General features: G+C 48.5%; 12 protein-coding genes. 9 read left to right on the plus strand and 3 right to left on the minus strand.

Going from position 1 to position 13,558, the window contains the following annotated elements; all coding sequences use genetic code 11:
* Positions 1 to 20: 20 nt before the first annotated feature.
* Positions 21 to 965, minus strand: coding sequence for a tRNA-dihydrouridine synthase (locus tag ABEA14_RS19115; protein WP_345342418.1), 945 nt, complete (start codon positions 963 to 965; stop codon positions 21 to 23).
* Between the two features lie 225 nt (positions 966 to 1,190).
* On the opposite strand from ABEA14_RS19115, the gene ABEA14_RS19120 reads away from it, so the two are divergent.
* The 8 genes from ABEA14_RS19120 (at position 1,191) to ABEA14_RS19155 (ending at position 11,490) form a co-directional block, all read left to right on the plus strand.
* Positions 1,191 to 1,565, plus strand: a complete 375-nt coding sequence (locus ABEA14_RS19120; protein WP_345342420.1) for an HvfA family oxazolone/thioamide-modified RiPP metallophore — start codon at positions 1,191 to 1,193, stop codon at positions 1,563 to 1,565.
* 85 nt (positions 1,566 to 1,650) lie between these two features.
* Entirely contained in the window at positions 1,651 to 2,499 is an 849-nt protein-coding gene (locus ABEA14_RS19125; RefSeq protein ID WP_345342422.1) for an HvfB family MNIO-type RiPP peptide maturase, read from the plus strand.
* A complete protein-coding gene (locus tag ABEA14_RS19130; RefSeq protein WP_345342424.1) occupies positions 2,496 to 3,242 on the plus strand; it encodes an HvfC family RiPP maturation protein in 747 nt (248 codons plus the stop codon). The genes ABEA14_RS19125 and ABEA14_RS19130 overlap by 4 nt, the downstream gene beginning before the upstream one ends.
* Before the next feature lie 519 nt (positions 3,243 to 3,761).
* The gene (locus ABEA14_RS19135; protein ID WP_345342426.1) at positions 3,762 to 4,127 is read left to right on the plus strand and encodes a response regulator; all 366 of its coding nucleotides are present in this window, start codon (positions 3,762 to 3,764) and stop codon (positions 4,125 to 4,127) included.
* Positions 4,128 to 4,253: 126 nt separating this feature from the next.
* Complete coding sequence (gene apt, locus ABEA14_RS19140) at positions 4,254 to 4,799, plus strand: adenine phosphoribosyltransferase (RefSeq protein WP_345342428.1); 546 nt, start codon at positions 4,254 to 4,256, stop codon at positions 4,797 to 4,799.
* A 2-nt stretch (positions 4,800 to 4,801) separates the two neighbouring features.
* On the plus strand, positions 4,802 to 7,216 hold the full coding sequence (gene dnaX / locus ABEA14_RS19145) for a DNA polymerase III subunit gamma/tau (RefSeq protein WP_345342430.1): 2,415 nt from the start codon (positions 4,802 to 4,804) through the stop codon (positions 7,214 to 7,216).
* 71 nt (positions 7,217 to 7,287) lie between these two features.
* Positions 7,288 to 7,617 carry a YbaB/EbfC family nucleoid-associated protein gene (locus ABEA14_RS19150; RefSeq protein WP_345342495.1) on the plus strand — a complete coding sequence of 110 codons (330 nt, stop codon included), beginning with the start codon at positions 7,288 to 7,290 and terminating at the stop codon, positions 7,615 to 7,617.
* Positions 7,618 to 7,878: 261 nt separating this feature from the next.
* Positions 7,879 to 11,490 carry a putative Ig domain-containing protein gene (locus ABEA14_RS19155; protein WP_345342432.1) on the plus strand — a complete coding sequence of 1,204 codons (3,612 nt, stop codon included), beginning with the start codon at positions 7,879 to 7,881 and terminating at the stop codon, positions 11,488 to 11,490.
* Positions 11,491 to 11,533: 43 nt separating this feature from the next.
* Here the strand turns inward: ABEA14_RS19155 and ABEA14_RS19160 are convergent, their stop codons facing one another.
* Together ABEA14_RS19160 and ABEA14_RS19165 are read right to left on the minus strand one after the other, a co-directional pair.
* Entirely contained in the window at positions 11,534 to 12,076 is a 543-nt protein-coding gene (locus tag ABEA14_RS19160) for a glutathione peroxidase (protein WP_345342434.1), read from the minus strand.
* Positions 12,077 to 12,165: 89 nt separating this feature from the next.
* Positions 12,166 to 12,516, minus strand: coding sequence for a putative quinol monooxygenase (locus ABEA14_RS19165; protein WP_345342436.1), 351 nt, complete (start codon positions 12,514 to 12,516; stop codon positions 12,166 to 12,168).
* A 392-nt stretch (positions 12,517 to 12,908) separates the two neighbouring features.
* Here ABEA14_RS19165 and recR point away from each other — a divergent pair, with 392 nt between their 5' ends.
* The gene (gene recR, locus ABEA14_RS19170; RefSeq protein WP_345342438.1) at positions 12,909 to 13,511 is read left to right on the plus strand and encodes a recombination mediator RecR; all 603 of its coding nucleotides are present in this window, start codon (positions 12,909 to 12,911) and stop codon (positions 13,509 to 13,511) included.
* Positions 13,512 to 13,558: the final 47 nt, after the last annotated feature.

Genomic DNA, 13,558 nt, shown 5'->3' on the forward strand with positions numbered 1-13,558 from the left:
AATGACTTAAATCAAATGCGCTACTGTTGCCAAAGAACTCTGATGATTTCTTGATCTGACTTCAGTGTTCTTACATTTTGAAACGCTTGTTCCGCCTCAATATGGCTTAAACGCAGCTGTCCCAGCCACTGTTTTATACGGTTAGCAAAATATCCCTTGTTCCTGGAGCGCATGGTCAGGCGATAGAAGTAGCCTAATTCTGATTTGAGTTCAGGCCAGGAGATGTTTTGATGAGGCTGCCCTTCGCTGGCGCGTTTGAGCTGTTGGCCGAGATTTGGCATTCTCAGCGCGCCACGGCCCAACATCACATCGTCACAACCACTTTCAGTGCGACACGCTCGGTAATCTTCTACATTCCAAATATCACCGTTGGCGATGACTGGGATCTTCAGGTGGGACCGGATTTTACCAATCCTCCGCCAATCCGCCGGAGGTTGATACCCTTGCGCTTTTGTTCTGCCGTGTATGGTCAAAGAGTCAGCGCCAGCGTTTTGAATTGCCAGGGCATTGTCTTCTGCCAAGTCACAGCTCTCCCAGCCCAACCTTATTTTCACTGAAAGGTGGCTGGATGCCGGGATCGCCGCTCGAACCGTTGAAACGATCGTTTCGAGTTGTTTGGTTGACTGTAATAAAACAGCACCACCCTGGCTTTTATTTACCGTTTTTGCCGGGCAGCCAAAGTTCAAGTCCACCCCCTGGGAGCCCAATTCGATAGCCCGAACTGCATTTTCAGCAAGCAGTTCCGGATGTTGCCCCAATAATTGAATACGGACAGGCGTGCCGTTCGGGGTCTTTCCTCCCCAGTGCAATTCTGGGCAATAGCGGTAGAAAACACGCCTTGGAAGTAACCTGTCAGAAATGCGTATGAACTCGGTTAAACAGAGATCGAAGTCACCGTGCCGGGTTAAAAGGTCCCGCATTACATCGTCCATGACACCCTCCATAGGTGCCAAATGAAGCTGCATCATTAAAGCCTTATTCTGCGTCAAGGAGGGCAGTTTAGCGCCTAGTGCATAGGGGATCACGCATGGTGTTGATACTTGTTCTAAAATGAATTGACCAAAATCAATGAAAAAATTTGAAATAAAAATTCGAAGGGTCAGGTCTTTTCAATTACATCGGGGCTGACAACGTAACCATCGGCTCGATTAAACCTAAACACAAGTGTAGATACAAAGAAGGAAACCGTTATGAATAAGATTAAGCAGACTACCGTTGCAGCAGCTCTGGGTGCCGTTGTTGTTGGTTCTTTGGCCGCTCTCCCAGCACAAGCTGAAGCGAATCCGTTTGCCGTTCAGGATCTGGTAGCCGGCTATCAGCTTGACGGTGGCGAAGGTAAATGCGGCGAAGGCAAGTGCGGCGGCGAGAAGAAAGGCAAGGAAGGCAAGTGCGGCGAAGGTAAGTGCGGCGGCGAGAAGAAAGGCAAGGAAGGCAAGTGCGGCGAAGGTAAATGCGGCGGCGAAAAGAAAGGCAAGGAAGGCAAATGCGGCGAAGGTAAGTGCGGCGGCGAAAAGAAAGGTAAAGAAGGTAAGTGTGGAGAAGGCAAGTGCGGCGGTTCTAAGTAATCGTCAGAAGCCTTATCACAACATCTGTTGCAGCCAGCTCCTGCTGGCTGCATCTATTTTGGGCGCACAGGAATAGGTTATTGCCATGTCGAAAAATAAAGGCATTCAAGGAGCGGGTTTAGGTCTGCGCAGAGAAATGCTTGATGAACTGCTTGAATCACCACCTGCTCAAGTAGATTTCTGGGAAGTAGCGCCAGAAAACTGGATGCGTCTTGGCGGTAAGTTTGGCAAGCAATTTAGAGCACTGACCGAACGACACTCCTTCCTATGCCACGGACTCAGTCTTTCTATTGGCGCGCCAACCCCTTTAGATGTGGATTTTGTAAAAGCGGTAAAGCGGTTCATGGATGAGCACCAAATAGAAATTTACTCAGAACATTTAAGCTACTGTTCTGGTCATGGCCACATGTACGACCTACTGCCAATTCCATTTACCACTGAAGCTGCGTCATATGTCGCTGAGCGAGTAAAACAGGTACAGGATATTATTGAGCGTCCTCTTGTACTGGAAAACGTATCTTATTATGCCGCACCCGGGCAGGAACTTGCAGAAATCGATTTCATTAACCAAGTGTTAGACGAAGCGGACTGTGAATTGCTGTTAGATGTGAACAATATTTACGTTAATTCGATTAACCACAACTACGATCCAAAGCAGTTTCTTTCCCAGCTTCCCAGCGACCGCATTCGTTATATCCACGTGGCGGGTCACTACAATGAAGCGGAAGACCTTATCGTCGATACCCACGGCGCCGAGGTTATAGATCCGGTATGGACATTATTGGAAGAGGCATATCGCATTCACGGTGTTCATCCCACACTTCTGGAGCGAGACTTTAATATTCCTCCTATGAGTGAGCTGGTTCTGGAAGTGGACCAGATCCATTCTATTCAGCGCAAAGTGCAATCTGAGCTGGAGGCGATAAGCGCATGATCTCGTTTAAAGATGTGCAATACGAGCTGACTGAACATATTCGAATGCCTGAGCGAAATGCGGCCCCGGAAGGGATTGAGGAGCGCCGTCTGGCTGTTTACCGAGAGTTATTCTTCAACAACGTCAAAGGCTTTGTTGACTCGGCGTTTCCTGTGTTGCAAACCTTGTACACTGATGAGCAATGGCTCGGATTGGTTAAAGAGTTTTTCGCAAATCATAACTGTCAGTCGCCGATATTTCTTGATATCTCAAAAGAGTTTGTTGATTTCTTAACTGAAGAATATGAAGCCACTGAATCCGACCCGGTGTTTCTGAAAGATCTGGCTCACTATGAGTGGGTTGAGTTGGCCGTGAGTGCGGCAAATGACACTGATGTTGAATGGCTTGCCGTGGCACCACAACAAGATACGCCACTCAAGGTATCACCAACGGCGAAGGTGGTCAGTTATCCGTTCAAAGTTCATCAGATAAGCAGCGATTATCAGCCTCAGGCGGCTGATGAACAGCATACGTTCCTTGCTGTTTATCGAGATAGGCAGGACGAGGTCAGATTTCTCGAGCTAAACCCTATGTCAGCACAGTTATTGTTGTTACTGGCTGAGAACCCAGGAGTGAGCAGTGATGCATTAGCCACTGCGATACACGAGATGGCCCCGCAGTTTAGCATTGAGCAACTGCAGCAAGGCGCAATGGATGTCATGGCCCAGCTAGCACAACGAGGCATCATTTGCCGAGGGCAATAACCCGTTCGGCAAAAAGTTGTCACGACTGCTCTCGTTGTTTTGCACCAGAACAAAAAATGGCCTTGAGCTTGGGCTGCTTCTTGAGTAGCATACGCGCCTCTTAGTTTGATCTAGATCAATTTACAGGTGCAGTATGTCGGACCATTCGTTTAAAGAGCCTTACAACGTTTCATATTTCTTCGGTTTTATCGCAGTACTACTGATCCCCACACTACCTGCGACTTTGACTTGGCTGAAGCTGGTCGGCTAATGCCTTACCTGGGCCTCGATGAGTTTTGTGGCCCACGATTCAATTCTTCCCCCCCCCCAAGAATTTTATAAAGTTTTGTTGAACGCTGAGCCAAATCCATAGTCTGAAACTTTGTGCTATCTGAGATCTACATCTCGAGTTTAGGCGTTATTTCTCTTAAATATGATGGCTGCTCAGCGTAAATGTCGAATGCTGCTAGCAGTCCAATTTGCTTTCTTTATAATGCCGCCGTCGCTTACAAGCGGCGACCTATTCGGAACGAGAAACTCATGGAACAAACAGTACTGTTAGTGGATGACAACCCTAGCATCCGTCAAGGAGTGGCGCTTCAACTACAAATGCTTGGGGTATATGTAGAGCAGGTTGGGGACGGCCTTAGTGCATTGACCCTCGCAAAAAATCGGCAGTTCGCTGCTGTAGTAATCGACCAGCGTATGCCGATTATGGATGGCGTCACTCTCGCAAAGAATCTGAGAAAACTTTCTGGCTACAACGAAGTACCTCTTCTGCTATTGAGCACCGAAAGTAAGCTTGAGTACGATCCGGCTCTGCTTGATGGCGCGATCGCAAAACCGGTGAATGCGGATTTGCTTCTCGCTACGATTAAACAGTGTCAGCGTTCTATCGCGGCATAGTTTTCTTGCCTGCTTCGTAGACTAAAAAATTCAAATAGTTGTGATCAGGCGCTTAGGCGCCTTTTTCGCAGCTAGGTGTTATGTGGTAACCTTTCGCTTTGTTTATATTTCACGATTGCGTTATCCATGGATCAGCAAACCATTCGTCTCATTCGAGACAACATTAAGACCATTCCCGATTACCCAAAATCTGGTATTCAGTTCAGAGATGTAACGTCACTACTGGAGCATGCAGAAGCTTTTGCTGTCTCTGTGAAGGCCCTTATGGCGCCTTTCAAAGATAAAGGGGTGACCAAGATTGTTGGCACAGAGGCTCGAGGGTTCATTTTCGGCGCGCCTGTAGCCATTGAGATGGGTGTGGGTTTTGTACCGGTTCGAAAGCCAAACAAGCTACCTCGCGAAACAATCAGTGAGACTTATGAGTTGGAATATGGCATGGACACGCTGGAGCTTCATTTAGATGCTATCCAGCCAGGTGACAAGGTATTGTTGGTTGATGATCTGTTGGCAACTGGGGGCACCATCGAGGCAACCGCCAAGCTGGTAAGACGAATGGGAGCTGAAGTTGTAGGTGCTGCATTTGTCGTATCGCTCCCAGACATCGGAGGGGAGAAGCGTTTGGAACAGCACGGCATTCCCTGCCATTACCTCTGTCAGTTCGAGGGCGAATAAGTATGAGTTACCAGGCGCTGGCCAGGACATGGCGTCCACAAACGTTTGCCCAGGTAGTAGGACAACCTCATGTTGTTCAAGCTATCAGCAATGGTATTGAACAGCAGCGCCTGCACCATGCATTTTTGTTCAGCGGTACGCGAGGCGTGGGTAAAACCACCATCGCACGTTTACTTGCCAAAAGCTTGAACTGCGAACATGGGCCAACGGCAACACCCTGTGGTAAATGCGCCAGTTGTGTTGAAGTGGCTCAGGGCAATTTTGTTGATCTGATTGAGATTGATGCTGCATCTCGAACCAAAGTCGAAGATACTCGTGAGCTGCTCGAAAATGTGCAATACCGGCCAACGAGAGGGCGCTTCAAGGTCTACCTGATTGACGAAGTGCATATGCTCTCGAAGCACAGCTTTAATGCACTGTTAAAGACGCTCGAAGAGCCCCCCCCACATGTAAAATTTTTGCTTGCGACTACCGACCCGCAAAAGCTACCTATTACCATTCTGTCTCGCTGTTTGCAGTTTAATCTGCGCAGTTTGTCCAGTGAAGAAATTAGTGGGCACCTGGCTAATGTTCTGTCCGCTGAACAGTTGCCTTTTGAAAACAACGCCCTGGCTGAACTCGCTCGAGCAGCGAGAGGCAGTATGCGAGACGCTCTGAGCCTCACTGACCAGGCCATTGCTCACGGTGAAGGCAACATTGGCTACGAGTCTGTTTGCCAGATGTTGGGCACGGTAAAACGGGAGCAATTGACTCAATTGCTTGACCAAATCGTGTGCGGCGACAGTGCTGGTGCGATGGCTCAGGTAGCGCTCATGGCGCAATATTCGCCAGATTTTGACAAACTCCTTTCTGAGCTTGCTGATGGTCTGCATCGCCTTGCATTAATACAGCATTTGGGTGAACAGCATGGCGCGACTGGCGTTTGGCAAGAGATAGCGCCATTAGCTAAAAAAATAGCACCAGAAATGGTGCAGCTATACTACCGCTTTATGCTGGAAGGAAAAAAAGAGCTTCCTTTTGCGCCGGACCCTCAAGTCGCGCTGCAGATGACGCTGCTCAGGTGCTTGAGCTTTCGCCCAGAGGGAGCAGAGCGTGGTGTCTCTAAACCACTCAGTGAGCCAGTCGAGAAAGCCAGCGAAACACGAGAGAGCGCTAAGCAACAGACTCTAGAAGTTTCTGAGCCAGCAGCGATGCCTGATGCTGCACCTGGTGTTGACTCTCACCCAGAGCCTGAAGCGACTGTCGCAAATGAAAAAAACATCAACCTAGTTGAAAACGGTACGGAAAAAGCCAATCCCAGCGAAGCGCAGCCTGTAGTAGATAAAAAGGCATCTCCTGAATCGACTGGCGGTCTCGCAGCTAAAGGCGTGGCTCCGGCTGCTGACTCTATTGATGAAAAGCCAAATCAACAACTGACAGAGCCTGCTGCCGTCGCGCGCTCTTTTGAAAATCAAAACGATCATGCTCAATCCGAAGCCAACTTCTCTGACCTGCCTCCAGAAGCATTATTTGATGATGTCTCTGATGAGCATGACGATGACCAAGCTATCGAGTTATTTAAAGAGCAAAGCCATGTTCAGTTGACTGCCGATGCTCAGCGAGGGCAAAACTTAGGACATGCTTCGCCTGATGTTCGGCAAGAGCTGTCGGAATCAACAGCGGTATCCCCAGCGATAACTCGGCAAGCGCCCTCTGCACCTCAGCAGCAGAGGACGACGAGCGAGTCTGGTACCAGTAAGGCATTGGCTGCCAGAAACATATTGCGAAGCCGAAAGCTAAATCTGGAGAGCGGCGGAAAAAAGCCTGATGGGTTGAGTGCTGCAGTGCTCAACCCTGAGCCTCAGCAATCAAAACCAGTACAAGCTTCTCATAAAGTTGAGAGCGAGGCGGTTGCATCGGCAAACTCCGTTCAAGCCTCTCAGACCGAGTTTTCCCAACAACGAGCGGCGGTAGCTGCTGTGCAACCTGTTGAACCAATTGATGGGGAAGGAGTTCCCGCTCCGGCTGTGCGAAATACGAATCCTAATCTGCTCCCAACGGACGATTATTGGAGTAACCTGATTGAGCAATGCGGTTTCGATGGCATAGTGCGTCAATTGGCTGTGAATTCGGTGCTTCAGCGTGACAGTGCAAATTTCAGTTTGACACTGGTCGAGACACAAAAACACCTGGCAACGGAACGATTACAGTCACAACTCGTCGAAAGACTCAGTGAGGTTATCGGTGAGACAGCCAGTGTTAGCATCACAATTGGTCGTGTACCGGAAACTGAAACGCCACTGGAGATCCAACAGCGCTTGTTTGCAGAGCGGTTGGCTAATGCAAAGCAAACCATATATGCAGATGACAGCATCGCCTATCTTATGTCGACATTTGATGCGACTGTAGATGATGAATCCATTGCCGCGTTGCCTTGAATTAGGGGATACTGTCCCCATATAAGAGAAAGTTAAGTCCACTCGATGTGGCAGTTTAATAGAGGAATCAGATCATGATGAAAGGTGGCTTAGGCAACCTGATGAAACAAGCGCAGCAGATGCAGGATCGCATGCAGAAGCTGCAGGAAGAGATCGCCAATATGGAAGTCACAGGCGAGTCTGGTGCGGGCTTGGTTAAAGTCACAATGACCGGCAGCCACAGTGTTCGTCGTGTCGAAATCGATGAGTCATTGATGGAAGATGACAAAGAAATGGTTGAAGATCTGGTTGCGGCTGCCGTCAATGATGCCGTACGTCGTATCGAAGAAACCAACAAAACTAAAATGGCAGAAGTGACAGGTGGAATGAAGTTACCACCAGGTATGAAAATGCCATTCTAGTTCACTGATATTCATTAATAAAAAAGGCCGCTAAGCGGCCTTTTTTATTACAAACGGCTCACGATTTTGAAGTGCTTCACAATAAACAAAAAACGATTTTGATGCATGTTAAGAAATGTAAGCAAATCGTTATATAAGAGTTTTGTGGTCTGATATCTCTTGTTACATTTCGGTCTGAATTTCCACCCGCGAGTGAGCTGGATGCTCCGTTGTTCGCTCTAAGGTGCCTCTCTAGTTGAATATTGCGAAGGATTAGCAGTAATGAATCTCATCAAAACGAAGTTGGCTCTCGCCATAGGCGTAGCTATGGCTCTTTCCGCATGTGGCGGTGGTGGAGGTGGTAGTGATCCAGCCCCTGTAAACCTACAGCCGACGATCTCGGGTGTGCCAGTTGCTAGTGTTGCTGAAGGCGAAGATTATAGTTTTCAGCCAACTGTGAATGACCCCGAAGGAGGGGCTTTAACTTGCAGTATTGAAGGCTTACCTGATTGGGCTAGTTTCGATCCTGCTACGTGCAGCATCTCGGGAACTCCAGGCTTGGATGATGGTGGCGAGTTTACAGGCATTGTTATCACAGTGTCTGACGGAGAGCATTCGGTTTCGTTACCAGCCTTTTCGGTAATTGTTGAAGTAAATCTTCAGCCTACTATATCGGGGGCACCAGCTCTTAGTATCGTTGAGGGCCAAGATTATAGTTTTCAGGCAACGGTAAATGATCCAGAAGGCGATACATTAACTTGCAGCATTGAGGGATTACCTGACTGGACTACTTTTGATCCTGCTACCTGTACCATTTCCGGTGTTCCAGCTGTAGATGATGGTGGCGAATACAGTGATATCGTCATTACTGTCTCTGATGGTGAGCACTCAGTCTCTCTGCCCGCCTTTTCCGTAACCGTCGAAGAGAGTGTCTCGCTGTCCGGGAAGGTGATTGATGGCTATGTTGCTGGTGCAGTGGTTTTTCTTGATAAGAACTTAAATGGTCAGTTGGATGAGGGTGAGCCAAGTGCTGTGACTGACAATACAGGTTCATACAACCTGGTTCTCACTGGCGCGGATGTGTTGGCTGCTACTCAGGTACCTGTAAGAGCTTTACTGGGTGAAGGTGCAACGGATATAGATACCGGCGAGGACTTTTCATCAAATCCCGTTCTGCTTTCAGGGTTGCCACTATCGTCAATCGACCTGGGTACCGCTCAAAATGAAGGTGGCGTAGTCACACCGTTTACCACACTTGTGAATGATGAAGTTCAGGATAGTTTAGAGTTGGTATTGGCTGGCTCTGTCACTAACGAACAACTTCAACAGGAATTGCTTGCTGCCAAAGCAAGTGTTTCATCAGAGCTGTCGCAAAATGCCGATGACACAGTGCTATTTGGCGATTTCCTTAACGATGAACTACCTGAAGAGCTGAAAGAAGAGCTGGCAGATGCCGCGATCGAAGCCACCGATGACCTACAGGAGGCTAAAGCGCGAGCAGATGAATTAGCTGAACAACTGGAAGACAACCAAACGGTTAAAACCGGCAAGCGCCGCTTCAGCTTTGTTGATTGGCATACCTCAGAGCTTCTCTACCTGGTTGAAGAGTACTCTGAAATCATCACCAAAGGTGATCCGAGAGTCGTAGAAGGTACGGCAGTTAAGTATTTTGCTGATGCTCAATACAATCTGATCATGATTGATGGCGAGCCTGGGGTTTATGAAACTGCTCAGTGGCGTGAAACTTTCTCTGCAGATGGAAGCTTCGTTGGACTTTCTTCATGGCAGGTCGACAAGGATCGCGATGGAGAGAAAAACTTCAAAGGCCAGAGCTATCGCGTCGGAACCTATGACGACGCCGCTCAGTCAAGAGACTATATGGAGTATTTCGACGAGAGCTCTCCATCAGTTGAAGGTGCGCGTGATAATGGCCGAGTTTTCGATGATATCGATTTGATTGCAGCGATTACCGAGCAGGACTTCTCTGCTGTTGATATGGTTCAGCACAAAGTCGAATCTAAACAGTTTGGTGAAGGTAGCTTGGTATCTGCCGTTAAGTTTGATGAATTTGCGCCAACGGACCTGACTAAGGCGACATACAGCGAAAGTCGCACACGCACGACAACTCAGGATGGTGTGGTGACACATCTGATCGAGAAGGATTGGGACGCAGATGGCTCTATCAACCAGCTAATTACTGAAACCGTTTCGCCAGATGGTACGCGGACAGAAACAAATGCTAAGCCTGTATTTGCTCGCAGTGGTGACCGTGAACTTGAAGAGTATGCGGATTTCCGTTGGGATGGCGGAGAGCTGGTCAGCTACTGGGATGAACGCGCAGAAACATCTCGCATCGTTGATGGCGAACGTGTCGTTGAAATGACCGGAGCTCGATATGTGCTTGATGCTGAATCGCCAGTAGCAGCGCTTGATCTGGATGGTAACAAAATCAAGTTCCAGGATTGGTCTACTGTTTTCCGTAAGTTGGGTGAGGGTAGAACGACAGATTTCACAACTTACCATCACTACGCACTGGAATCTTACGGCTTCACCAAAGCTTCAGATGATATCGGCCAGGTCATGCGTGTATGGGAGAAAGGTCAAAATGGCTTATGGGTTGGTTACGAGTTCCCAGAATGGGGCTCTCAAGATATTGAAGACCTTGAAGGACAGGTATTTGCCGCTCTTGATGCCGGCGTAGAGCTTTCGGCGTTCAGCGACGAAACCATACAAGGTCTGAGCGAGTACAATGTAATTCGCTTTAGTGAGAGTTTCTTTGTTGACGAGGCTGGCGAAGCGAGAACCTGGCATATCGTCAATAAGTTTGAGGGTGAGTGGCAGGTCTATGAAACCTCGCTTTATGAACTGCCAAATGGTTGGAAACTGCGACTTGTTCCGGGTGGTGTAAGGGTCCTCAAGGGCATGTATAGTTCAAGCATTCCTCTGGATGCTGTTGATACCGAAGCGGGTTCCTTTGCTTCACGTATGGACTGGAATGAATACAGCCCCTTCTATGGTTTCTTGGATGCCGAAGCTGCCGAAGAAAAGCTGGCTCAGGTAATAGCAGAGGAAGAGGCTAGCCGCCCTCGCAGAGAGGTATCTATCTACTTCCAGCTGCCGAATGAGATGACTTCAGGCCTCAGTGAAGCAGAGCTGTTCCAGCTGTATGCAGAATATGAGCTGTATGCATGGAATGATGAGTCATGTGACGCTGTGACACAGGCTGTGGAGGACTCTACTTCCATGGACAGCGGCATTGTGAGAACGAGCATTGGTGACTTTGGTGCTCTTTACACGGTCAAAGCCTACATCGACTCCACGGATTGCTTTAAATTCCTAATCCACAAAGACTATGAGAATGCCGTTGCTGGTGACCTGACGTTTGATATGACACAGGGTTATGATGGCTACGTGGCTTACGGAGTAAACGAGTTGAGTTACGAAGAGCCTGAGTTGATCTATCTGCCTGATCAGCCCGAAGCGCCAGCCGCTCCGGATTTGACGGTACCTGTCGACTGCTCGGCAAACCCAACGGGTGAGATCGGTCCTATCGGTGAAGATATGTGGATCCGTGGTAGTTACGTAACCGGCGATAACTTTGCCGCGACGCCTGATACTCATAAGTTTGATTATGTCGGCAATAACCGATATCAGGTTAAAGTGACTGAGCCTGAGGCGACCCAATTCACTTTTAAATTTGCAAGCCAGGATTGGACCAATGAATATGCTGCTGATGGTAGTGTAACCGTCGACCAGACAACCTATCTCGTTGTCGCTAGCGGCGTCGGAACAGAAAGTATTATCGACATTCCTGCTGCAGGTGACTACGTCTACCTGTTTGAGGTTAATGATAATCTTGATGGTGGAAACCTGTTAGTCACAGAATGTAACTAACCTTGGAACACCCTTGGTAAAAAAGGCCGCTAAGCGGCCTTTTTTATTTCAACAGAGCGCTGACTGCAGATTGGAACTCTTCTGAGTCCGGTGCTGTTGTCGGTGGAAACACCTGCACGTCACCGTTTGTATCTACCAGATATTTGTAGAAATTCCATTTAGGTGCGCTTCCGCTTTTCTCGGCGAGTTGCTTGAATACTGGATCGGCATCATCACCCCGGACTTCTCCGGTCGACAGCATGGTAAAGGTAACGCCATAGTTGATGTAACAGACTTTAGCCGTGTCAGCTTCGTCGTCCTCTTCCTGCCAGAAGTTGTCCGATGGCATGCCCACAACAACTAAGCCTTTGCTTTCATATTGCTTGTGCAGCGCTTCCAACGATTTGAAGTGAGGAGTGAAGCCACACTGACTTGCCGTGTTTACGAACAGTACGGCTTTGTCTTGGGTTAGCTCGCACAGGTCTACCTGTTTACTGCTGTGCAGTTTGTTTCTCACCTGACCTTTGAAAATGTCGTCACAGCTCAATGCGCTACCGGCGAATGTTGAAGATGCCAAAAACAGCAAGCTCAAACCCAATCGATCCATGAAGTACCTCTTATCTAACTCTACGTTGTTGAGTGACTTACGGCTTAGGGCTGAGTTGTGATCACCCATATAGTCGATGTGTTGAGAGTTTAGTCTAGTACCGGTGCATCAAACGCTTCTGGTTCATCGCTGTAGACGCAGACATTGAAATCTTCGACTAAGCCACTTTCAGCGACACATTGTGCCTCAAAGAACTGCTGTATCTCTTTGCGCTGACAATGTGCTTCGAAGCTAGGCATGTCGGCCCAGATTTCGTTAAAAACGATAGGAAAACTAGAGCCCTCGGCAAAAGGGCTTGGAATATGCCTGGTCACTGTATATTGCAGGCAGCCATCTTCTCTAAGTGTGTTTGGCTCAAGTGCTTGGAGTACTCGGAAAAGCTCAGATTCCTTTCCTGGTTTGGCTTTAAACTGCGCGAGGCAGAATACCTTTTTCGACATTATGGTTTTCCTGGCTGATAAATGGAGATCTGATACTAATCCGAATAAGAATCTGATCTACCAGCGGGAATTTAAATCACTTTAGGCAAGGCAGGTGATTGAAGGCATAGTTGTTCTACGCCGAAATAAGCCAACGCGGCATTAAGTGATTTACAACCCGCCCAACGGGGAAGCCTGAGCAAGCCCACTTCTACGTTGCAGCCATTTGCAAGGGAAAAACCATTGCTGCATGACTGCGCTTTGAATTGAACTTACCCAGGCTTCCTGGTCGACCATATATTCGGATTGGTATGATTATAGTGCTGTAGCGTTTGCACCCATAGTGCGTTTTCGACTCGACGCTGATGATTGTCGCTGCTATTGTGGCGACCTCACTGGTAAATTCTGAAATTATGAAGTTTTCACCACTACTTACCCAGTTAATCGAATCGCTCCGCTGTTTACCCGGCGTGGGACCTAAAAGTGCCCAACGGATGGCATTTCACCTTCTGGAGCGCAACCGGCAGGGGGCCACCGATCTCGCTGATAGCTTGAGCAAAGCGGTCAATGAGATAGGGCACTGTCAGCAGTGTAGAACCTTCACTGAACAAGCCGTATGCGATATCTGTAGCAGCCCTAAGCGACAGGCCAGTGGTTTGTTATGTGTTGTCGAAACTCCGGCGGATATCGTTGCGGTTGAACAAAGCGGTCAATACAGTGGGCGTTATTTTGTCCTGATGGGGCATCTCTCTCCGCTTGATGGCATCGGACCTGATGATATCGGGTTGGACCAACTCGAGAGCACATTTGCTGCTGGCGGTATCGAAGAGGTGATCCTGGCAACCAATCCGACGGTTGAGGGGGAAGCCACTGCTCACTATATTGCGGATATGGCAAAGAGCTTTGAGATTAGAGCATCTCGAATTGCGCATGGTGTCCCTGTCGGCGGAGAACTTGAAAGTATTGATGGCTCTACTTTGGCGCACTCTTTTGCCGGGAGAAGGGAACTGGAGTAAGTTTTTACATACCATCAAAAAGGCCGCTAAGCGGCCTTTTTTTGGGG

Source organism: Corallincola platygyrae, from assembly GCF_039544265.1.
Lineage (GTDB): Bacteria > Pseudomonadota > Gammaproteobacteria > Enterobacterales > Neiellaceae > Corallincola > Corallincola platygyrae.